A 20,813-nucleotide genomic window follows, 5' to 3' on the forward strand; every position below is an offset into this window, starting at 1 on the left:
TAGCAGCGAACGGCTTGCTAGTACAGGATGGAGACATGTCCGACGCACACGATGTCCCCATCCGCGACGAATCGATCAGACTGGGTCAATTCCTCAAGCTCGCCAACCTCATCGAATCCGGTGCCGAGGCGAAGGGCGTGATCGCCGACGGTCTGGTCAGTGTCAACGGGGATGTGGATGTGCGGCGCGGACGGCAGTTGCAGCACGGTGATGTCGTATCGGTCCAGGGTGGGCCCTCGGCCCGCGTCAGCAAGGAAGAGGCACTGTGAAGGTCGGTAAGGGCGGACTGCCGCGCAACGAAGTTCCCGGGGCATTCGATGTCGGTGCCAAGGCGTACGACCGGCTCGTCGGAGCGAACCCCGGTTACCACGAACACCTGCTCAAGTCGGCCAAGCGGCTGCGGATCCCGAACCTGGGTGCAGGCCTGCGTCTGCTCGACATCGGTTGTGGCACCGGCGCATCCACTGCAGCGCTGCTCGAAGCCGCGCCGCATGCCGAGATCGTCGCCGCCGACGCGTCGGCCGAGATGCTCGAGGTCGCGCGGAGCAAGGACTGGCCGTCGAACGTGACGTTCGTGCACTCACGCGTCGAGGATCTGGCGATCAACGGGGTGGACGGTCCGTTCGACGCGATACTCGCCGCGTACCTCATCAGGAACGTCGACGATCCCGACACGGAGCTGAAATCGCTTCTGTCCCTGCTGCGTCCGGGCTCGACCATCGCATTCCACGAGTACTCGGTGCACGACTCGCTGCGGGCCAGGATCTCCTGGAACGTGGTGAGCTGGGGCATCATCATTCCTCTCGGCTGGCTGGCGACGCGCGACGCCACCCTGTACCGGCACCTGTGGCGCAGCGTCGTGACCTTCGACGGTGCCTCGGCCTTCATGCGGCGGATGCAGCGAGCCGGCTACACCGGGGTGGCCAGAGAGACCATGACCGGTTGGCAGAACGGTGTGGTGCACACGTTCCTCGGCTCTCGTCCCGCGGAGGAAGAGCGTTGACCGATTCCAAGAGAGTCACTCATGCTGCGGTGCAAGGGTATTCCGACGCCGCACAGCTGGCGGACGTCCCGCAGGTGGTGGTGGTCGGCGGTGGCATCGCGGGTCTGAGCGCTGCGACCGCACTGGCCGAGCGCGGCGTGAAAGTGCACGTGGTCGAACGCGAGAGCTACCTCGGCGGCCGCGTCGGCGGATGGGACACGACGCTCGAGGACGGCTCACCCGCCACCATGAGCCGCGGCTTCCATGCGTTCTTTCGGCAGTACTACAACCTGCGAAACCTGCTCCGCCGCACCGACCCCGACTTGGCTCGACTGCGTCCGGTGGACGACTACCCACTGATCGACGGTGACGGCCGGATCGACGGATTCAAGGGCTTGCCCGAAACGCCGCCACTCAACGCCTTCGCGTTCGTCAAACGTAGTCCGACGTTCCGGTGGAAGGACCTCACCGACCTCAACGGTATTGCGGCACTGCCGTTGATGACGGTCAGCGTGCCCAAGACCTTCGACGAGCTGGACACCACTCCCGCCGCAGAGTTCCTGCGCAACATCAACTTCCCCGAGGCCGCTCGGCACCTGGCGTTCGGAGTGTTCTCCCGCAGCTTCTTCGCCGACCCCGAGAAGATGTCTGCCGCCGAGCTCGCCATGATGTTCCACATCTACTTCCTCGGTTCCTCCGAGGGCCTGATCTTCGACGTCCCCCGTGACCCGTACCCGCAGGCTCTGTGGAACCCGTTGGGGGAGTACCTCACCGGACTCGGAGTCGACATCAGAACCTCAACTCCGTGCGGCGAGATCAGCCGCGGTGGGTTGCGAAAGTTTCGCGTCGACGCAGGCGGCATCATCGACGCCGACGCGGTGGTACTGGCGACCGACATCGCCGGATTGCAGCGAGTGCTCGAGCAGTCACCCGAGCTGGGGACGCCCGATTGGCGCAAACAGGTTGCTGCGCTGCAGAACACACCGCCGTTCCTGGTACACCGCGTGTGGTTGAGCAAGGCCGTCAACGCCGATCGCCCCGCCTTCATCGGCACCGGTGGCATGCCCCCGATCGACAACATCAGCGTGCTCGAGCGGTTCGAGGACGAGGCCGCGCAATGGGCTGCCCGCACCGGCGGCTCCGTCGTCGAACTGCACGCCTACGCCGCCGAGGAATCCGAGGAGGTCACGCGTCAGCAGTTGATGGATCGGATGCACGAGATCTATCCGGAAACCGCCGATGCAGAGGTGATCGCAGAACGATCCGAGTGGCGTGACGATTGCCCCATGTTCGGCCTCGGCGCGTTCGCCGAGCGCCCCACCGTCCGCACCCCCGAACCCGCACTGGTACTTGCCGGCGACGGAATCCGTATAGATCTGCCGGTGGCGCTGATGGAACGTGCGGCCACCACCGGGCTGCAGGCCGCGAACACACTGTTGGCGAGCTGGGGCGTCGCCGGTCACGACATCGAAACAGTGCCGACGAGTGGACGATTCAAGATGTTCGACGCCATCGAGCGGCTCATGAACAGGTGAGTTCCGGCATGCGGATCGAGGTCGACGATCTGTCGCGTCCGCAAGTGCAGGCGCTGCTCACCGAGCATCTCGAGGACATGAACGCCACCTCGCCTGCCGAGAGTGTGCATGCCCTGGATCTGTCGGGTCTGCGTGCGTCCGACGTCTGCGTGTGGACGGCTTGGGATGCCGACACACTGTGCGGTATCGCAGCGCTGAAGGAGCTCACCCCGGATCATGGCGAGCTGAAGTCGATGCGGACCACGGGGGCGGCGAGGGGGCAGGGTGTCGCCTCGCGCCTGCTCGTGCATGTTCTCGACGATGCGCGTCGACGTGGGTACCGGCGGGTGAGCCTGGAAACGGGAACCCAAGACTACTTCGCTGCGGCACGCAGGCTGTATGTGCGCCACGGATTCGTCGAGTGCCCACCGTTCGCGGACTACGTGCTCGATCCATCGAGCACGTTCTTCTCGTTGTCTCTGTAGAGGTCCCGATGACGGAGGGCCGGCACCGAGTATTCGGTACCGGCCCTTCTCGTCACGCTGCTTGCTGTGTGTGCGGGTAGAGATCGTCGTCGAGAGGCTCGGCTCTACACTGATCGAGCACATCCGCCGTCGAGCATTCCCTGATGCTCGTCTCGACACCCACCACCGTGCGCCACCACTGCTCACGGTCGGCCGATTCCGTCCACACCACCGCCTCGGATGGCATAGTGCATCACCCCAATGGTTTTCGTGATCTGTTCGGCTGTCCGTTTCGGGTCAGGTCGATTCGTGTTCGATGGACTTCTGCTCGGTGTGTGCGATGTCGATCTTGCGTGGTTTCGCGCGTTCGGCGAGGGGAATGGTGATGGACAGAACGCCGTTGTCGTACGCCGCGGAGATGCGCTCGGTATCGACGCCGTCACCCAGCGAGACCTGGCGGCGGAACGTGCCGGCGAATCGCTCCGAGGTAATCCACTGCACCCCAGTGTTTTCCGGAGCGGATCGATGAGCGGTGAGCGTCAACGTACCGCGGTCGACGTCGACATCGATTGATCCGGGGTCGATGCCGGGTAGATCGGCACTGAGCACGTAGTGGTCGTCGACTTTGTAGAGGTCCATCGGCATGAATCGCGGGGCGCGGTCCGAACCGGAAGAGGCACCCAGCATGGCCGAGGTGAGGGAATCGACATCACGGAACGGATCGAAACGAAGCACAGCAACCACCTCCTGTACCCAGATGCGCTCACCCCTGTGGTGAGTCGCTCCTCAACTGTGCAGATCAGAAATTAGCACTCTGACCCTTCGAGTGCCAAGGGGTTTTCTGGAGGTTCTCAGAAATTTTTCAGATCCAATAGTGCTGTGCCGCAGCATGGGTCGTGATCAGAGAAGTCGGTTTCGATACTTAGCTCTTGCGCTAAGTATGACTTTGGAGATAGTGTGCCTTATGGCTCAGTATTCGACCGTTCTCGACGACGTTTTTCAAGCACTGGCCGACCCGACCCGGCGGGCAGTGCTCAGTCGGTTGGGATCGGGACCGGCCACGGTGGGTGAACTCGCAGAACCGTTCGACATGACTCTGCCGTCGTTCATGAAACACATTCATCTGCTCGAGCGCAGTGGCTGGATTCGCACGCGCAAGGTGGGCCGTGTTCGTGCATGCACGATCGAGCGAGCCAACCTGGACGTGGCCGATCACTGGCTACGCGAGCAACGAGCCGTCTGGGAATCCCGCACCGATCGCCTCGAACAGTTCGTCACCGACACCGCGAAAGAAAGTGAAGCGCAATGACATCGATCGATCCTTCCCTCGACCTGACCATTTCCCGCGTGATCAAGGCTCCACGCGCAGCAGTGTGGAGTGCGTGGATCGACCCGTCGAAATTCGAGAAGTGGTGGATCCCTGCGCCTGCTCTGTGCCGGGTGGACGGCTGGGACCCGCGACCGGGTGGGGCCTTCCGGACCCTCATCAGCGAATCCGGTGGCGACTTCGCTCCGCACATCGACGGCTGCTTCCTCGCCGTCGACGACGGTGAGCGCATCGTGTTCACCAACTCCCTCGTCGAAGGGTGGCGGCCGGCACCGCAGCTGTTCATGACCGCGGTGATCACCCTGTCCGACCACCCCGACGGAACCGAGTACAACGCCCACGTGATGCACCGCAACGAAGAAGACCGAAAGATGCACGAGGAGTACGGCTTCCACGACGGCTGGGGTACCGTCATCGCGCAACTCGCCCAGTTCGTCGAAGGCTAGATCAAGCCCGGCCCTGCGAACGCAGCTCGTAGCGTCGCTCGGCGTAGTCGAGATCGTCCTTCCACAACCGTGCAGCGGTGAAGTTCATCGCCGGTCGCAGGAGACCGGACGCCTTGCGCGCCATCTGGAATCCCGGTCGATCCGAACTTGCGATCGTGGCTTCGATGACGGCCGTACGCGGTGTGCCGTCGGGTGCGGGGGCCAACGGCGTCGCATGGGTTTCGACGACGCTGCCCGCTCCCTCACCGTCGAGGATGCGCATCACGATGGTGCGGGGACCGGGGCAGACGAACTCGGCCCGCACCGGCACACCGACGCCACGACTGACGCGGAAGGTCACATCGACGAGAAAGCGATCGTCCTCCTCGGGCACATCGATCTCGGTGGGCGCGCTGACCACCTTCAGCCGTGCGAACGAGTACGGGTGGAACCACGCACCGTGCCAGGGGTCGAGTCGATTGGCGATGATGTCGTCGGGCTCGCACTTGCCGACGAGAGTGACCACACCGGCGATGGCAGTCGAAGCAGGCGGGCGGATCGGAACCACGGGGACGGGCGTCGGCTCCTCACCACCGAGCTCGTCGAGCCGAACCCACACCAGAACCCCGTCGTCGAACGCGGGCACCGGACGCCAACCGGGCTTGCCCTTAGGTCCGAGCGCAAGACCGTGCCAGCGGCAGACCAATGTGTCGCATTCGATCTTCGCGGTATCCAACGCAGCGCCCAGATGCGGGCACGCACCCGGCCCGATGTGCACCTTGCCCGCTGAGTCCCGCCAGGCCACCAATTCGGTGGTGCCGACATACCTGCCGAACGGCTTGTCGGCCTTGACGTCACGACTGGCAGCGAACACGAACCAATTGCCCGAGGTCCGCGTCTTCGCACGCTTCAAAGCAGACTCGATGACCTGCGGATTCGCACCCTTCCAAGTGGGCTCCTGCTTGGCCCACGACTCCGACGGCAGCGGCTGCAGCGGCATCGTCTTCGGCCACCGTCGTCGTACTGCATCCAGCGCGGTCATTGCTGCTCCCAAAGTCGACAATCGATTCCCGTGTTCGATCACCATTGTTCCCGTTGGTGGGTACTCAATGTGACATTCGGTGGCCTTTTCGGGGGTCAATGTCACATCGAGTGGACCTGGGGAGCGCCGTCTGCGGAGGGAAACAGGGAACGGTCAGGTCATCAGGGTCGAGGTATCGACCACCTGACGGCGCCATTTGCCGAAGGATCGCGGCGAGGACACCGCGAGAACGGCGACCGGGCGGTCGTTGTGTCGGTAGAGAGCGACGAAGGGCCCGGTGGTGGGGTCGCCCTCGACGATGTCGGCGATGCAGTCGGGTCCGTGATGTCCGGCGAACTGGATTCGCGCGGCGTATTGGTCGGACCACACGTACGGGAGTCCGGTGAACCCTCTGGACCCACCGGTCAGCAGTGCCTCGACGGCGACGGCCGGGCGGGTTGCGGCGGAGGTCCAGTGTTCGTCGCGGCGAATCATCCCGGAGGCATCGCGCACCGCAGCGCAGTCCCCGACGGCGACGACGGCTGGGTTGGAGGTGATGCCGCGGTGATCGGTCACCACTCCGCCGTGGATGTCCAGGCCGGATCCGTCGAGCCAGCCGACGTTCGGCGTCGAACCGACGCCGAGGACGACCACGTCGGACTCGATCATCGAACCGTCCGCCAATTCCACCGCACGTACCCGGCCCGCCTGGACGACGAATCCGGCTACCGATACTCCGGTCAGCAGTGCCGCACCGGCGTTGCGGTGCCACCCGGCGATGAGTGAGCCCAGCTCACTGCCGAACACGCGAGCGAGCGGAGTCACCGAGGCTTCTACGACGGTCACCGAAGCGCCCATTCCCACTGCAGTGGAGGCGACTTCGCTGCCGATGAACCCGGCTCCGACCACCGTGACCCGAACTCCCGACGACAGCGAAGACCGCAGCGCACGCGCATCGTCCAGGCTGCGCAGCACGTGAATTCCGTCGATCCCGACTGTGCCGGGGAGCCGACACGCCGCAGCTCCGGTTGCGATCACCACCGCGTCGGCACCGATATCGCCGGATGCGGTCGAGACCGTGGTCCCCGACAGGCCGGTGGCCGCACAACCGAGACGCCACTCGACGTCCAGACCGTCGATGTCGAGTGGCAGTGCGGATTCGTCACCGAGAAGGAAACTCTTGGACAGTGGCGGTCGGTCGTACGGCAGATGCACTTCGTCGCCGATCATCGTGATGCGGCCGTCGAAACCTTGATCGCGCAGTGCGCGGGCTGCGGCCACCCCGGCGAGCGAGGCTCCGACCACGGTCACCGACTTCACGGAGTGACCGCGATGCGGATGACTCCGTCCTCGACGTGTACGGCGTGCGTACGTACGGGGATCTTCGCGGGAGCACCCAGTGCCGCTCCGGTGCGTAGGTCGAAACATGCTGTGTGGAGCGGGCATTCGACGGCGCAGTCCTCGACCCACCCTTCGGACAATGAGGCGTCCTGGTGGGTGCAGGTGTCGTCGATGGCGAAGAACTCACCTTCGACGTTGAAGATCGCGATCGGTGGTGCTCCGGCCGGGGTGATGCGCAGGGCCTCGCCGTCGGGGAGATCCTCGGCGCGACCGACGTCGAGCAGGACGCGGGTGGAGAACGTTGCGGTCATGGTCGGGCCTCCGGGGACCTGAGGGTGTGCAGTGCTCGTGTTGTACCCAGCGTGGGATCACCCCGTTGCGGCGATGGAACGCTCGAGTTTCGATCGTGTGAATCTGTTGCGCTATACGAAGTGCAGTTCGTATTGTGCAACTAAATCAACTCGACGTACACCCCCTAGGAGCGTGTCATGTCCTCGAGCATCCCGAGGGTTGTGATCGTCGGTGCCGGAATCGTCGGCTGCAGCCTCGCCGACGAACTCACCGCGCGCGGCTGGACGGACGTGACCGTCCTGGACAAGGGCCCGCTACCGCTCACCGGAGGTTCCACCTCGCATGCGCCGGGCCTGGTGTTCGCCACCAATTCGTCCCGATCGATGTCGCGCTTCGCGGCCTACACGGCCGCCAAGTTCAAGAGCCTCGATTGCTTCCTCGACGTCGGTGGCCTCGAGGTGGCGACGACGCCCGAGCGCGTCGACGAACTGCATCGACGCCACGGTTTCGCCACCTCCTGGGGACTGACCTCGGAGGTGGTGGACGCCGAACGCTGTCTCGAGCTGTACCCCCTGCTCGATCGCGGCCGCATACTCGCCGGCCTGCACACCCCCGACGACGGGCTGGCCAAGGCCGTCAAGGCCAGCGCGACGCAGGCCAAGCAGGCCACCGCCCGCGGTGCGCGCTTCATCGGCGGCATGGACGTCACGTCGATCGACCGGAGCAACGGTCGAGTCACGGCCGTGCGGGCGGGCGAGCACACCTTCGAGGCCGATATCGTCGTCTGCTGCGCCGGATTCTGGGGGCCGGAGCTGGGCGAGCTTCTCGGTATGACGGTGCCGCTGCAGCCCCTGGCGCATCAGTACGCGCACACGACCGAGTTGGACCTGCCGTCGCGTCGAGCTCGTACCGAAGCGGTTCTGCCCATCCTCCGTCATCAGGACGAGCGGCTCTACTACCGCGAACACGGCGATCACCTGGGAATCGGCTCGTACCACCACCGTCCCATGCCCGTCGATTCCCGCGAACTCGGTTCCAGTGAGAACGTGACCGCGCAGAACATGCCGTCGTCGATGCCGTTCACCGAAGCCGATTTCGCCGACGCCTGGCAGCGCAGCACCGAGCTCCTTCCCACGCTCGAACACGCGAAAATACAACACGCGTTCAACGGCATCTTCTCCTTCACACCCGACGGCGCACCGATCGTCGGAGAATCACGAGAAGTGCAGGGGCTCTGGGTCTCCGAGGCGATCTGGGTGACGCATTCTGCCGGCGTCGCGAAATCGCTCGCCGAGCAGATGATCACCGGGCACAGCGAGATCGACATGCACGAGTGCGACCTCTACCGATTCGAGAAGACCGACCTGGTGCCGTCGAACGTGGCGCGCACCAGTGCGCAGAACTTCGTCGAGGTGTACGACATCATCCATCCACTGCAGCCCAAGGTGGAACCGCGACCGCTCCGCGTCAGCCCGTTCTACGGTCGTCAGCAGGAGCTCGGCGCGATGTTCCTCGACGGTGCCGGCTGGGAGCGACCGCACTGGTACGAGTCGAACAGCGTTCTGCTCGAACAACTTCCGGAACAGTGGCAGGCACCGAAGCGAGAGCCGTGGTCGGCGAAGTTCTGGTCACCGATCAGCGCCGTCGAGGCCTGGCGCACCCGCGAGGCGGTGGCGATGTACGACATGACGCCGCTGCGACGCCTGGAGGTCGGAGGACCCGGTGCGCTCGCGCTGCTGCAGAAGCTGACGACCAACCAGCTCGACAAGAAGGTCGGCAGCGTCACCTACGCACTGATGCTCGACGCGACCGGTGGTGTTCGCAGCGATGTGACCGTCGCCCGAGTTGCCGAGGATCGGTTCCAAGTGGGAGTGAACGGTCCGCTCGACGAGGACTGGATGCTGCGTCATGCCGGCAGTGATGTGTACGTTCGCGACATCACCGGTGCCACCGCCTGTATCGGTCTGTGGGGACCGTTGGCGCGGGAGGTACTGGCTCCGCTCACCTCGGCAGACATTTCGCATACCGGTCTGAAGTACTTCAACGGCAGGACCATTCACGTCGGCGGGGTCGACGTCCTGGCGCTGCGACTGTCGTACGTGGGCGAGCTCGGCTGGGAGCTGTACACCGATGCCGATACCGCATTGCGCCTGTGGGACACCCTGTGGGACGCCGGACAGGAGCACGGTGTGGTCGCAGCGGGGCGCAGTGCGTTCAACAGTCTCCGACTGGAGAAGGGCTACCGGTCGTGGGGCACCGACATGACGACCGAACACGATCCGTATCAGGCGGGGCTCGGGTTTGCGGTACGAAAGGCCAAGGGCGACTTCATCGGAGCCTCGGCGCTGCAGGAAGAACGCGGCGGACCGGTGTTGACCTGCCTGACGTTGGACGACCCGTCGCACGTGGTGATGGGCAAGGAACCGGTCTTGATCGACGGCACCGTGGCTGGCTACGTCACCAGTGCCGCCTACGGCTACACGATCGGCAAGACTGTGGCCTACGCCTGGCTACCGGCAGGGCTGCAACCCGGCGAACACGTTGCAGTGCAGTACTTCCGAGACCTACTACCCGCGACGGTCATGGCCGAACCGCTGGTGGATCCCGACATGAACAAGATCAGGTGTTGATATGACGTATGACGTGATCGTCCTCGGGATCGGCGGCATGGGTAGCGCCGCCGCCTGTCACCTCGCCCGACGCGGGCAGCGGGTGCTGGGTATCGACCAATTCGGACCGGCGCATGCGCTGGGATCGAGTCACGGCGGCTCCCGCATCTACCGGCAGTCGTACTTCGAGGATCCGGCCTACGTGCCGTTGCTCCTGCGCGCGTACGAACTGTGGCACGACCTCGCCGCGGACAGTGGGCGCGATGTGTTCACCGAAACCGGTGGCCTCTATGTGGGAAGGCCCGACGGGCTCACGTTCGGCGGAAGCCTGCGGGCGTCGGAGAAGTGGGGTCTGAAGCACGACGTACTCGACCCTGCCGAGGCGCAGCGACGCTTCCCGACGGTCCGACTCAGGTCCGACGAGTTCGCCCTGTTCGAGGAGAAGGCGGGCATCGCGCGACCGGAGACGACGGTGGCCGCACATCTCGATCTCGCCGAGGCTGCCGGTGCCGAACTGCGCTACGACGAGAAGGTGCTCGGTTGGGAATCCACCGACTCCTCGGTGACCGTGACCACGGTGGCCGGAACGTACACCGCTGGAGCACTGGTCATTTCACCGGGAGCGTGGGCACCGCAGCTGTTGGCCGAGATCGGCGTACCGCTGGTGGTCGAACGGCAGGTGATGCACTGGGTCACCCCGGAATCGGGCGAAGCGGCCTTCGACAGCTCGCACCACCCCGTCTACATCTGCGGGGACGGGCCGGATCAGATCTACGGCTTTCCGGCCATCGACGGGGACGGCGGCGGTGTGAAGATCTCGTTCTTCCGCGCCGGGACACCGTGTGATCCCGACACCATCGACCGCACAGTGCATCCCGAAGAGATCGCTCGACTGCAGGAGCGCATCGTCACCACGTTCCCGGCGCTGTCGGGACCACACCTGGATGCGAAGACCTGCATGTACACCACGACGCCGGACGAGCATTTCGTACTGGCGAAGCATCCGGACCACGCCAATGTCACTGTGGCGTGCGGGTTCTCGGGCCACGGGTTCAAGTTCGTTCCCGTCATCGGAGAAGTTCTGGCCGACCTCGCGATCGACGGGGCCACGTCACACCCGATTGCGCTGTTCGACCCGGCGAGATGCGCGGTGTCGGCATGACCATGGTCGATCCCGAACTGCAGCCCACTCTGCTCCCGACGTTGGGCGGCGAAACGTACGTCGATCCAGCATATTTCGTTCGCGAGCAGGAGCAGATCTTCGAGCAGATGTGGTTTTGCGCCGTCAGATCGGACGACATCGCAGAGCCCGGAAAATTCCGCACGGTTCAGGTCGGTCGAGAGTCGATCCTGGTCAGCCGCAATCGGAAGGGCGGCGTGACCGCGTTCTTCAACATCTGCCGACATCGCGGCGCGACTCTGTGCACCGAGGCGTCGGGCACGGTGCGGCGAAACTTTCAATGTCCCTATCACGCATGGACGTACGATCTCGACGGCAAGCTGATCGCAGCTCCGAACCTGATCGATATGCCGATGATCGATCGGGTGGAGTACGGGCTCCGGAAGGTGCATGTCCGGGAATGGCTCGGATACGTCTGGGTGTGCGTTGCCGAGGAGGCCCCGTCGTTCGAGGACACGGTGCAGGGCGACGTTCGCGAACGACTCGGAGGTGTGGGTGCCATCGATTCGTACGACGTGGAATCACTCGCCCTCGGGCGCCGGATCGTCTACGACGTCAAGGCCAACTGGAAGCTCATCGTCGAGAACTTCATGGAGTGCTACCACTGCGCCACGATTCATCCCGAGCTCACCGAGGTGCTACCCGAGTTCGCCGACGGCATGGCAGCACAGACGTACGTGGGGCACGGTGCAGAGTTCGGCAGTGACATAGCCGGCTTCACCGTCGACGGCTCCCACGGATTCGACGCCCTCGACGGGGTAGGGGAGGATCGGGATCGACGGTACTACGCCATCACGATCAGGCCGACGGTGTTCGTCAACCTGGTTCCCGACCACGTCATCATCCATCGCATGTTCCCGATGTCCGTCGATCGAACGGTCGTCGAATGCGATTGGCTTTATGCCCCTGCAGTCGTGGCAGATCCGCACAGCGCGGCGACGATGGACAAGAGTGTGGAGCTGTTCCATCGCGTCAACGAGCAGGACTTCGAGGCGTGCGAGCGGTGCCAGCCGGCGATGTCGTCACGGATGTATCGCGACGGCGGCGTGCTGGTGCCGGCGGAGCATCACATCAGGGCGTTTCACGACTGGGTCGGATCACGCTTGGCCGGACCAACCCAATAGCGTCGAGACGCGCTGTGCAGCAGCGAGAACGGACACCCCTGCCGCGGTGAGGCGGTCCTCGTCAAGTCGGTAGGCGGGGCCCGAGACGGTGATCGCACCCACCGCGGAGCCGTCGTAGCTGAGGATGGTGGCCGCTGTCGCGTTCAGTCCGATCTCCAACTCCTCGCGCGCGTAGGCGATTCCGGTGGACCGGACCGTCTCGATCTCGTCGAGCAGATCGGTCTTGGTGGTGATGGTGTTGGCGGTGAACAGTTCGAGATGACCGTCGACTCCGGCTTTCAGAAGCGAGTCGTCGTACGCCATCAGTGCTTTCCCGCTGGACGTCGCATGCAGAGCAGATCTCTCACCGAGCCAGTTGTGACTGATGATCGACGAACCGCCGCGGACCTGATCGATATTGACGGTGACGTTGCCGTCCGGCACAGCGATGTTGACGGTCTCGCCGATGGTGTCGGCGAGTTCCTGCAGGATCGGTCGGGCGATGCGGGTGATGTCGAGTTGCGCGGATACCGACGTGGCGAGGCGGATCAAACCGATGCCGAGGCGATACTTGCCGCGCTCGCCTGGTTGTTCGACGAGTCGGCGAAACTCCAGTGCGCTGAGCAGGCGAAACGCCGTGGACTTGTGCACTTCGAGGTGCGCCGCAACGTCCTGCACGCCGGATTCACCGTGGTCGGCAAGGTATTCGAGCACCTCGATCGCGCGATCGACGGACTGAACAGGGGACTCGGACACCAACCCAGTGTTGCAGACTCAGGCGACGCCGACCCATCGAAGCCCCGCAGTGGTGGCGGCTGCGGCGAGAACGATGACCACGAACGGCGCTCGTCGCCAGGCGAGTACGGCAGCGACAGCTACTCCTGCGGGTAACGCGAATCCGGCGAAGTCCTTGCCTACGAGGAGCGTCGAGGTGGCGACCAGTGCCACGAAGATGACGGCGACTGCGGTGGTCATCACCTTGTCCATGCGAGGGGAGATGGTGACTCGGGTTCGGAGTGCCGGGCCGGCGATGCGGAGGGCGTAGGTGCCGATGATCAACGCGAGCAGGGGAATCGTGAGGTTCATGCGGATTCCTTCTGTGCGGCAGGGGTATTGGAGAGCATTGCCGGTACGACGGCGATCAGTGCCAGGAGAACGGGTAGTCCGCTGGGCAGGAACATCGACGCGACGAGCGCAATGCACGCTCCGGCGAGGGCTGCGTTGCGGGTTGCCCGGTCTCGGAGCGCAGGCATGATCAGTCCCAGCAGAATCGCAGGGAATGCGGCATCGAGACCGAGTGCGGCGGTATCGCTGATCGCTCCACCGCCAAGGGTGCCGATCGCCACGCCGATGTTCCAGGTGACGAACAGTCCGATCCCGCACACCCAGAACGCTGTTCGACGGCTGCCCTCGTCGTGTTCGGCCACGCTGAAGGCCACTGCCTCGTCGGTGATGAGGTGAGTGCCGAGTAGCCGCTTCAGTGGTGCGACGTTCCGAAACACCTCGCCGATGGAGAAGCCGAGCGGAACCAGTCGGATGTTGGCGAGCAACGCGCTGGCCACAGCGGCAACGGGATTTCCCCCGGCCGCCAGAATTCCGACGAAGATGAACTGGGACGAGCCTGCGAAGACCACCAGTGACATCACGACCGGAAGCCACAGTGGCAGGCCCGCGGCTACGGAGATGGCACCGAACGATGCCCCGACCAAGGCGTCGGCCAAGCAGACCAACGCAATGTCGCGGATGTTGACCCCCTGCAGGGTTCGCCATGTCGAACGCATGGTCGTTATAGTGGACCCTGTTAGTCTGTTCGTCAAATCAAACGGACGTACCGATGGAGTGAACGAATGGCGGATACCGGTCCACCGATTGCGGCCATCGCTGCCGCTCTCCAGCAGGAGCGACGACGCGTCGGCCTGTCTCTCGCAGAAGTCGCCCGCCGTGCCGGCATCGCCAAATCGACCTTGTCGCAACTGGAATCGGGTACCGGAAATCCGAGCCTGGAGACTCTGTGGGCGCTCAGCGTGACGCTGGACGTGCCGTTCTCCAGGCTGGTCGAGCCCGCGAAGCAGTCGGTCCGCCTGATCCGTGCGGGGGAGGGGCCGAGATTCGCGTCGGACAGGGCGGACTACACGGCCACCCTGCTGGCGTCGTCTCCGCCGAACGCCCGCCGAGACATCTACTTGATCAGCGCGGACGTCGGCGAACCTCGGCGTTCGGATCCGCATTCGCCGGGTGTCGTCGAGCACGTGGTGCTCAGCGCGGGACGAGCCATGGTCGGGCCGCTCGGCGAGGCCGTCGAGCTGGCTCCGGGCGATTACGTGGCCTACCCCGGCGATGTGCCGCACATCTTCGAAGCGTTGGAGCCGAACACCATGGCAGTGATGATCACCGAACACAGCTGACGGGTGGGGAATAGTCGGCGGGGGTGTCTCGTTGGAACCCCTGACGGCGTCCGCTTGGCAAGCCCCGGGCCTCACCCCATTTGTCGCTTCGAGCGACCACTCGCCGAGAGGCGTTTGCAGCGGGCGTCGTCCCTACTTCTGTCCGTGTAGCGAAGGGACGAGATTCATGGCAGCGAAGACATGGTTCATCACCGGCACCTCCAAGGGCTTCGGTCGTGAGTGGACGATCGCCGCGCTCGAGCGCGGAGACCGAGTGGCGGCAACCGCCCGCAACACCGACACGCTGAAGGACCTGGTGGAGCAGTACGGCGACGCCATCCTGCCGATCGAACTGGACGTGAACGATCGCGCGGCCGACTTCGCGGCTGTGCAGCAGGCCTACGACAAGTTCGGTTCGCTCGACATCGTGGTCAACAACGCCGGCTACGGCCAGTTCGGCATGATCGAGGAACTCTCCGAGGAAGATGCCCGCGCGCAGATCGAGACCAACGTCTTCGGTGCGCTGTGGGTGACGCAGGCGGCCCTGCCGTTCATGCGTGAGCAGGGGAGTGGCCACATCCTGCAGGTGTCGTCCATCGGCGGAATCTCCGCCTTCCCGAATGTCGGTGCGTACCACGCCTCCAAGTGGGCCCTCGAAGGATTCAGTCAGGCATTGGCGCAGGAGGTCGAGGACTTCGGCATCCACGTGACATTGATCGAGCCGGGTGGTTTCTCCACCGACTGGTCCGGCCCGTCTGCCAAGAAGTCCACCGACATCTCCGCGTACGACCCGATTCGGGAGAAGGCTGCGAAGCTGCGCAGTGCCCGGCAGGCAACTCCCGGTGATCCGAGTGCAACACGGTCGGCACTGCTCAAGGTCGTCGACGCCGAAAAGCCGCCGCTGCGAGTATTTTTTGGCGACGCACCACTGCAGATCGCGACGAAAGACTACGAGTCGAGGCTCGCGAGCTGGCGCGAATGGCAGCCCGTGGCCGTGGAGGCGCACGGAGGCTGATTCTTCCCAGGGACCAGCAGAAGTCGACTCGAGCTGCAGCGACTTCGGCTTCGGACCGTGGCAGGTTGGCGTCGACGCCTCTTCGAGGTAGGGGTTGCGAAGCACGACCGTCTTGCGGGTAGCTGCCTGCAAACGCATCGCCTGCCAGAAGTGCTTGCGCGCGGATTCACGCCCCTCGTGGGGATTCACACCGCCTGTAGCGGGCGTGAATGACGATGAAGGGCGTGGATTGGGTAGTGGACTTATCGTGGCGTGATGAAAATCCGATTCGACGCGGGTTCGTATACGGTCCGCGAGGTCGAGGGCGGGGATGGTCCTGAGGACTTCCTGGCGGTGTTCAACAGCAATCCCGAGTTCCTCGACGCGAGTACGTTGCACACCGGTGTCACCGCATTCACCACGGAGGATGTCGAGAAGTTCCTGTGGCACAACACGGTTATGGAGAACTCCCACTGCCTGGTGATTCGTGTAGCAGAACGAATCGTGGGAGTGGTGACGTTGCTTGTTCCGCATCCCCGCGAAGGCCAACCGTGGGTGGGGAGTCTGATCGTCGACGCGGACGAGGGCCACGATCGTGTGGCGAATCCGGTGCTGGCGGAGCTCGAGCGCAGGCTTGCGGCGCAGGGGTGGACCCATGTGTTCGTGGGTCCGATGGTCAGCATGGTCGAGAGCATCGGATGGTGGCGTTCACTCGGCTATCTGCCGGTCGAGCGGCGACTGGACAACGACAAACGCGAAGTCGAGGTCCACCGAACAGTGTTGCGCTGCTAGCTTCCCGGAGCGAGTGCGGTGATGTTCGCAGACGTCTGGGTGTCGGCAGCCTCGGTCTCGTGGAAGTAGCGCCGAAAGAGCATCCGCATTGATTCGATGACCTCGATGTGCTGCTGAAGAATGGCATCGAGAGACCGATCGGTGCCGGTGGCAAGGCGAAGGAACCTGGCTTGCAGATCCTGAGCAGACTTCAAGTCGCCCCAGGACTTCGTCTCGTTCAGGACGGATGCTTTGCGCCTCATGTCGTTGAGATGCGCGAGGTAGGCGACGCAGGCTGTATCGCATTTTGCCGCGACGTCAGGCGGAATGGTTACCGTGCCGGCGTCAGCCTGGGCGTTGAGTTCTTGCCAGTGCGCGATGAGGTTTGGCTGGGAATCGGTCACGGTTTCGACGTCTCTCGATCGTGGGAACTAAATGGGAAGTTCGGAGTCGAGGTCGGCTACCACTCTGTTGAGTTCCGTGCACGGGTCGTACGGCGGGGTCCGGACCTGTCCATCGGTGAGCAGCGTCGCCCGTATCAATTGGGGGCCTGCGGTGAAGGCGACGCCGCAATTGAGTGATGCGTCGGATGCGAGCTGCTGGTACTGGGTGGCATCGCGAGTGCCTACCCGAACGGGTTTCAGGCGGTTGAAGGTACTTGGATCGTTGATGAAGTCCAAGGTCTCGAGCCCGACAATCAAAGAGAGATAATACTTGTTGTTCGGCGGGCGATCCTCCCAGCCACAGATCTTGAATCCATTCTGATCGCGGCCGAACACCCCCGACTCCTTGGTGGCGACGTTCAATCCCGCTTGCTCGATGGCTTCGTCGGGGATGGTGCAGGGATCCCACGGCGTAGCTGGTGCCGCGGCGGTGGTGGTCTGGACCCCGGGTGACGCCTGCCCTGTAGTGGCACCTGAGCACCCAGTGAGCAGCACAAGCGTCAATGCTGCCGGCATCCATCGACGTGCTCCACGCATTGCCTCACCTGTTCTCGCGAAAGTCCCATCTCCTTGGACGCAGGCCAGCTGTCATCGGTTCCCGGGACGGTCGAGCTGGGATTCACGCCCTTCGTGGGGATCCACGCACCGCCGACAGGGCATCCTTGACAATCCCGGGCGTGGATCGCAGTGCCGCCATCGTAGGTACCTCGCCCGTCGCAGACGGTAGGGCTGACCCCCGAATATTGTGTAGTGCGTGCGTCACTGTGTGGTGTCGACGCAAAAGGTTCGATAACTGCATGATTCGAAACAGTGCAGTTGCGGTTCGACTCGACGGGGTACGGAAGGTGCACGGCGAGGGGCAGCGTGCGGTGACAGCTCTCGACGGGGTGTCGATGGACTTCGGGCGGGGCAGTTTCACGGCGATCATGGGCCCGTCGGGCTCGGGTAAGTCGACTTTGCTGCACTGCGCCGCAGGTCTCGAACGCCCGACCGGTGGCACCGTCACTATTGCGGGCTCCGACATCGCTCGATTGGACGAGACGGCACGCACCGAATTGCGCCGCCGTCACGTGGGTTTCGTCTTTCAAGCGTTCAATCTGGTGGGTTCGTTGACTGCCGCGCAGAATGTCGAGCTACCTGCGCGGTTCGCCGGGCGTCGGGTACCGGCGCGCGAGATCGCAGCAGCGCTGGCAGCGGTGGGGCTCGCGGATCGCGCGTCGCATCGTCCCGCGGAACTATCGGGCGGTCAGCAGCAACGTGTCGCCTTGGCGCGCGCGCTCATCACTCGGCCGGACGTTCTGTTCGCGGACGAGCCGACCGGTGCACTGGACTCTCGTGCGTCCAAAGATGTTCTGTCCCTGTTGCGTACGCTCGTCGACGATCATGAGCAGACCACGTTGATGGTCACGCACGATCCACTCGCGGCCTCCTACGCCGACGCAGCGATCTTTCTCGAAGACGGCCGAATCGTCGACTCGCTGGAGATCGAACGCGGACGGCCGGACAACTCCGCCCTGATCGCGGCACGGATGGCTGGACTGGAATCGTGATGCTCGCAGCGGCGAACCTCCGCACGCAGTGGAGAAGCTTCCTGGCTGCGTTGCTGGCCACGACCTTCGGAGTCGCGGTGATCAGTGCGACGCTCATCTTCTACGACTCCTCCCGGCCGGTGGTGCAGCCGCGGCTCGAGGGTGCCGCGGTACTCGTTCTGCCCACGCAGGCCGACAACGAATTCGGCAACACGGCGGACTTCGTCCCGTGGAGCGCGAACCGAGCCCGGCAGATTGCTGCCGATCTCAGCGCAGTGCCCGGAGCGGACGCCGTTGTCGTCGACAGGTCTTTCTATGCCCAGCCGTTCATCGACGGCGCGCCGGTCGAGGACGAGGCAGCACAGGACGCCGGGCACGGATGGTCGAGTGCGCAGTTGACGCCCTATCGGTTGATATCAGGTGCAGCACCGGCACGATCCGATGATGTCGTTGTCCCGACTTCCCTCGGCCTCACGGCCGGCGACTCGGTCTCGATCAACCTCGCAGCGGGAGCAACGAGTTTCACGGTGTCGGGAACACTGGACGGCCCGGGAATCTACTTCACGGACGGTGTTGCGGCCCAGCTCGATCCAGGTGTTCGAGCGATCGGCATCGTAGCGTCCCCCGATGCAGGCATCGACGAACTCGCGAGGGCGGCCGCAGAACGACTCGGTGATCGAGGTCGGGTTGCCACCGGTGCCGATCGAGCCGCGTTGGAGCCCGAATTCGTCTCACACAGGCGGAATCTGGGCAACCAGCTCATCATCGCGATGTCCACGATCGGCCTGTTCACGACGATGTTCGTCGTCGGATCGACCTTCGCGCTCACCACGGCCGAACGCCGACGGGAGATCGGCCTGCTTCGGATCGTCGGTGCTGCAACGGGGCAAGTTCGGCGCATGGTGCTCGGTGAGGCCGCCGCAATCGGTCTCATCGGTGGTCTGGTCGGTGCTGCCATCGGCACAGTGGCAGCTCCCGCTCAGCGGATGCTGCTGTTGAACCTCGACGTCCAACCACCGGACTTCCGTCTCCAGATCTCGGCGTGGCCCCTGCTGGTGGCCGTGGGAGTCGGAGTCTGCGTGGCGGTGATCGGTGCGTGGGCGGCCGCTGGATCGGCGACCCGAGTCGCTCCGATGGAGGCACTGCTCGAGGCCGCTGTGGAACGACGTCCGATGACGCCACTGCGCTGGATCGCTGCACTCGTCGCGCTCACCGGCGGTCTGGGTGCGACGGCTCTGACAGCCACCGCGGCAACGGACAGCAGAGTCAACGTTGCCGTCGGTGCAGCCATGCTGCTGATCCTCGCTGCGGCGTTGTTCGCACCGGTGGTGATCGGACCGATCGCCGATACTGTCATTCGGCCGCTTGCGCGTCGATCTTCTTCGGCGGCAACGATGCTCGTCAGGGCAGCATTGAACACGGGGACTCGGCGTGCGGCCGCTACGGCCGCGCCCGTCATCGCTGCCGTCGGCTTCGCGGTGTTGCTGAGCGGAATTGTGCAGACCATGGCCGCCGCGTACCCGGCCGAGCAGGCCGAGCAATTGCATGGCCTTGCGCTCGTGACACCCGATGGAACCGCGGGTCTGAGTGATCAGGTGGTCGCCGAAACAGGTGCCGGACCCATAGGAACTCGCGCTGGACTACCTACCCGTGTGTTCGTTCCTGGAGCGCAGGGCGGCATCACCGTCGTCGACGCCGTGGGCAGCCTCGACGAGCGGTACGCCGCCCCGGGTACGGCAGTACTGGACGAGTCGACCGCGAGCCTGCTCGCTGTGCAGGGCGGTGAGACGATGTCGGTGACATTCGCAGACGGGCGATCCGAGAGCGTGGTGGTGTCGCAGGTGCTCCCGCTCGACCCCGCTCGTGGACAGTTCGTGCTGCCCCGAGACCTGGTACGCGAGCATGATCCGTCGGCCTTGACCGACGCCGTGTTCGTCCCGGCCGACAGCGCACCGACACACCTGACCGCAGGTGCCAGGGTCGAGGACGCCTACAGTTTCGCGTTGGACGACTACATGGTCGACGCACGCCTCACCAATTGGCTTGCAGCCGTGCTCATCACGATGGCCGTCGGTTACAGCGGGCTTGCGGTGGTCAACAGCATGGCGATGTCGGCGCATCGACGCAGGCCCGACACCGTTGTGTTGAAGCTGTCCGGTGGCACCGACCGACAGTTGATGTCGACGGCCGTCGGCGAGACTGCTGCGGTTGTTCTGATCGGCGCTGCGCTCGGTCTGATCGTCACCCTACCTCCACTGTTGGCCATGGCCGCCGGCCTGTCACAGGTGACGGAAACCGAGGTGGGCCTGCACATCGAGTGGTCGACAGTGCTCGGGGTGGTTGGGGGATGCCTGGTTCTCGCCACGGCGGCCACCGCTGTGGTGACTCGACGCGGACTTCGAGCGCGGACCGGAGTCTCGGGCGGCTGAGTTTGC

Annotated in this window: 23 protein-coding genes; 14 read left to right on the forward strand and 9 right to left on the reverse strand. The window is 64.4% G+C overall.

The genetic code is table 11. From position 1 onward, the window contains the following. The first annotated feature begins 35 nt into the window (after window positions 1–35). Genes NY08_RS17930 through NY08_RS17945 form a run of 4 tightly spaced genes read left to right on the forward strand, consistent with a single transcriptional unit; the run spans window position 36 to window position 2,981 of the window. The gene (locus tag NY08_RS17930) at window positions 36–269 is read left to right on the forward strand and encodes an RNA-binding S4 domain-containing protein (protein ID WP_032397061.1); all 234 of its coding nucleotides are present in this window, start codon (window positions 36–38) and stop codon (window positions 267–269) included. Then, a complete protein-coding gene (locus tag NY08_RS17935; RefSeq protein WP_032397062.1) occupies window positions 266–1,003 on the forward strand; it encodes a class I SAM-dependent methyltransferase in 738 nt (245 codons plus the stop codon). The genes NY08_RS17930 and NY08_RS17935 overlap by 4 nt, the downstream gene beginning before the upstream one ends. Further along, the gene (locus tag NY08_RS17940) at window positions 1,000–2,517 is read left to right on the forward strand and encodes an NAD(P)/FAD-dependent oxidoreductase (protein WP_045197876.1); all 1,518 of its coding nucleotides are present in this window, start codon (window positions 1,000–1,002) and stop codon (window positions 2,515–2,517) included. The genes NY08_RS17935 and NY08_RS17940 overlap by 4 nt, the downstream gene beginning before the upstream one ends. 8 nt (window positions 2,518–2,525) lie before the next feature. Beyond that, on the forward strand, window positions 2,526–2,981 hold the full coding sequence (locus NY08_RS17945) for a GNAT family N-acetyltransferase (protein ID WP_045200690.1): 456 nt from the start codon (window positions 2,526–2,528) through the stop codon (window positions 2,979–2,981). Window positions 2,982–3,257: 276 nt separating this feature from the next. On the opposite strand, the gene NY08_RS17950 is transcribed toward NY08_RS17945, so the two are convergent. Beyond that, complete coding sequence (locus tag NY08_RS17950) at window positions 3,258–3,695, reverse strand: Hsp20/alpha crystallin family protein (RefSeq protein WP_045200692.1); 438 nt, start codon at window positions 3,693–3,695, stop codon at window positions 3,258–3,260. Window positions 3,696–3,924: 229 nt separating this feature from the next. Between NY08_RS17950 and NY08_RS17955 the strand changes: the two genes are divergently transcribed. Both NY08_RS17955 and NY08_RS17960 read left to right on the forward strand, forming a co-directional pair. Next, on the forward strand, window positions 3,925–4,269 hold the full coding sequence (locus NY08_RS17955; protein ID WP_045197878.1) for an ArsR/SmtB family transcription factor: 345 nt from the start codon (window positions 3,925–3,927) through the stop codon (window positions 4,267–4,269). Further along, window positions 4,266–4,733, forward strand: a complete 468-nt coding sequence (locus tag NY08_RS17960) for an SRPBCC family protein (protein WP_045197881.1) — start codon at window positions 4,266–4,268, stop codon at window positions 4,731–4,733. Before NY08_RS17955 ends, NY08_RS17960 begins: the two co-directional genes overlap by 4 nt. A 1-nt stretch (window position 4,734) precedes the next feature. On the opposite strand, the gene NY08_RS17965 is transcribed toward NY08_RS17960, so the two are convergent. The 3 genes from NY08_RS17965 to NY08_RS17975 form a co-directional block, all read right to left on the reverse strand. Next, window positions 4,735–5,754: a DUF5914 domain-containing protein gene (locus tag NY08_RS17965; RefSeq protein WP_045200694.1), complete on the reverse strand. Its 1,020-nt coding sequence runs from the start codon at window positions 5,752–5,754 to the stop codon at window positions 4,735–4,737. 153 nt (window positions 5,755–5,907) lie between these two features. After that, on the reverse strand, window positions 5,908–7,053 hold the full coding sequence (locus tag NY08_RS17970) for an NAD(P)/FAD-dependent oxidoreductase (RefSeq protein WP_045197883.1): 1,146 nt from the start codon (window positions 7,051–7,053) through the stop codon (window positions 5,908–5,910). Further along, complete coding sequence (locus NY08_RS17975) at window positions 7,050–7,385, reverse strand: bifunctional 3-phenylpropionate/cinnamic acid dioxygenase ferredoxin subunit (protein ID WP_179273657.1); 336 nt, start codon at window positions 7,383–7,385, stop codon at window positions 7,050–7,052. Before NY08_RS17975 ends, NY08_RS17970 begins: the two co-directional genes overlap by 4 nt. Window positions 7,386–7,562: 177 nt before the next feature. On the opposite strand from NY08_RS17975, the gene NY08_RS17980 reads away from it, so the two are divergent. From NY08_RS17980 to NY08_RS17990, 3 genes are read left to right on the forward strand one after another with little or no spacing between them, the layout of a single operon-like run. After that, a complete protein-coding gene (locus tag NY08_RS17980; RefSeq protein ID WP_045197886.1) occupies window positions 7,563–9,995 on the forward strand; it encodes a GcvT family protein in 2,433 nt (810 codons plus the stop codon). Window position 9,996: 1 nt separating this feature from the next. Next, complete coding sequence (solA, locus tag NY08_RS17985; protein ID WP_045197888.1) at window positions 9,997–11,136, forward strand: N-methyl-L-tryptophan oxidase; 1,140 nt, start codon at window positions 9,997–9,999, stop codon at window positions 11,134–11,136. Then, on the forward strand, window positions 11,133–12,278 hold the full coding sequence (locus NY08_RS17990) for an aromatic ring-hydroxylating oxygenase subunit alpha (protein ID WP_045200696.1): 1,146 nt from the start codon (window positions 11,133–11,135) through the stop codon (window positions 12,276–12,278). Before solA ends, NY08_RS17990 begins: the two co-directional genes overlap by 4 nt. On the opposite strand, the gene NY08_RS17995 is transcribed toward NY08_RS17990, so the two are convergent. From NY08_RS17995 to NY08_RS18005, 3 genes are read right to left on the reverse strand one after another with little or no spacing between them, the layout of a single operon-like run. Continuing rightward, the gene (locus tag NY08_RS17995) at window positions 12,252–13,013 is read right to left on the reverse strand and encodes an IclR family transcriptional regulator (protein ID WP_045200699.1); all 762 of its coding nucleotides are present in this window, start codon (window positions 13,011–13,013) and stop codon (window positions 12,252–12,254) included. The two genes, NY08_RS17990 and NY08_RS17995, sit on opposite strands and share 27 nt — an antisense overlap. An 18-nt stretch (window positions 13,014–13,031) precedes the next feature. Then, complete coding sequence (locus NY08_RS18000; RefSeq protein ID WP_045197890.1) at window positions 13,032–13,343, reverse strand: AzlD domain-containing protein; 312 nt, start codon at window positions 13,341–13,343, stop codon at window positions 13,032–13,034. Beyond that, complete coding sequence (locus tag NY08_RS18005; RefSeq protein ID WP_045197892.1) at window positions 13,340–14,038, reverse strand: AzlC family ABC transporter permease; 699 nt, start codon at window positions 14,036–14,038, stop codon at window positions 13,340–13,342. The genes NY08_RS18000 and NY08_RS18005 overlap by 4 nt, the downstream gene beginning before the upstream one ends. A gap of 66 nt (window positions 14,039–14,104) precedes the next feature. Between NY08_RS18005 and NY08_RS18010 the strand changes: the two genes are divergently transcribed. The 3 genes from NY08_RS18010 to NY08_RS18020 all read left to right on the forward strand — a co-directional run bounded on the left by NY08_RS18010 (window position 14,105) and on the right by NY08_RS18020 (window position 16,427). Continuing rightward, window positions 14,105–14,662, forward strand: coding sequence for a helix-turn-helix domain-containing protein (locus NY08_RS18010; RefSeq protein WP_032397072.1), 558 nt, complete (start codon window positions 14,105–14,107; stop codon window positions 14,660–14,662). Between the two features lie 166 nt (window positions 14,663–14,828). Then, window positions 14,829–15,656 (forward strand): SDR family oxidoreductase, encoded by an 828-nt coding sequence (locus NY08_RS18015; protein WP_045197894.1) that lies wholly within the window; start codon window positions 14,829–14,831, stop codon window positions 15,654–15,656. A 255-nt stretch (window positions 15,657–15,911) separates the two neighbouring features. After that, window positions 15,912–16,427 carry a GNAT family N-acetyltransferase gene (locus NY08_RS18020; RefSeq protein WP_045197895.1) on the forward strand — a complete coding sequence of 172 codons (516 nt, stop codon included), beginning with the start codon at window positions 15,912–15,914 and terminating at the stop codon, window positions 16,425–16,427. Here the strand turns inward: NY08_RS18020 and NY08_RS18025 are convergent. Together NY08_RS18025 and NY08_RS25285 are read right to left on the reverse strand one after the other, a co-directional pair. Further along, window positions 16,424–16,810, reverse strand: coding sequence for a hypothetical protein (locus tag NY08_RS18025; protein ID WP_045197897.1), 387 nt, complete (start codon window positions 16,808–16,810; stop codon window positions 16,424–16,426). The two genes, NY08_RS18020 and NY08_RS18025, sit on opposite strands and share 4 nt — an antisense overlap. Window positions 16,811–16,837: 27 nt before the next feature. Then, window positions 16,838–17,365 carry a DUF3558 family protein gene (locus NY08_RS25285; RefSeq protein WP_052683865.1) on the reverse strand — a complete coding sequence of 176 codons (528 nt, stop codon included), beginning with the start codon at window positions 17,363–17,365 and terminating at the stop codon, window positions 16,838–16,840. A gap of 281 nt (window positions 17,366–17,646) precedes the next feature. Here NY08_RS25285 and NY08_RS18035 point away from each other — a divergent pair, with 281 nt between their 5' ends. Both NY08_RS18035 and NY08_RS18040 read left to right on the forward strand, forming a co-directional pair. Continuing rightward, entirely contained in the window at window positions 17,647–18,399 is a 753-nt protein-coding gene (locus NY08_RS18035; protein WP_045197899.1) for an ABC transporter ATP-binding protein, read from the forward strand. After that, the gene (locus NY08_RS18040) at window positions 18,399–20,807 is read left to right on the forward strand and encodes an ABC transporter permease (protein ID WP_235387260.1); all 2,409 of its coding nucleotides are present in this window, start codon (window positions 18,399–18,401) and stop codon (window positions 20,805–20,807) included. The genes NY08_RS18035 and NY08_RS18040 overlap by 1 nt, the downstream gene beginning before the upstream one ends. Window positions 20,808–20,813: the final 6 nt, after the last annotated feature.

The sequence above is a fragment of the Rhodococcus sp. B7740 genome (genome assembly GCF_000954115.1).
GTDB lineage: Bacteria > Actinomycetota > Actinomycetes > Mycobacteriales > Mycobacteriaceae > Rhodococcoides.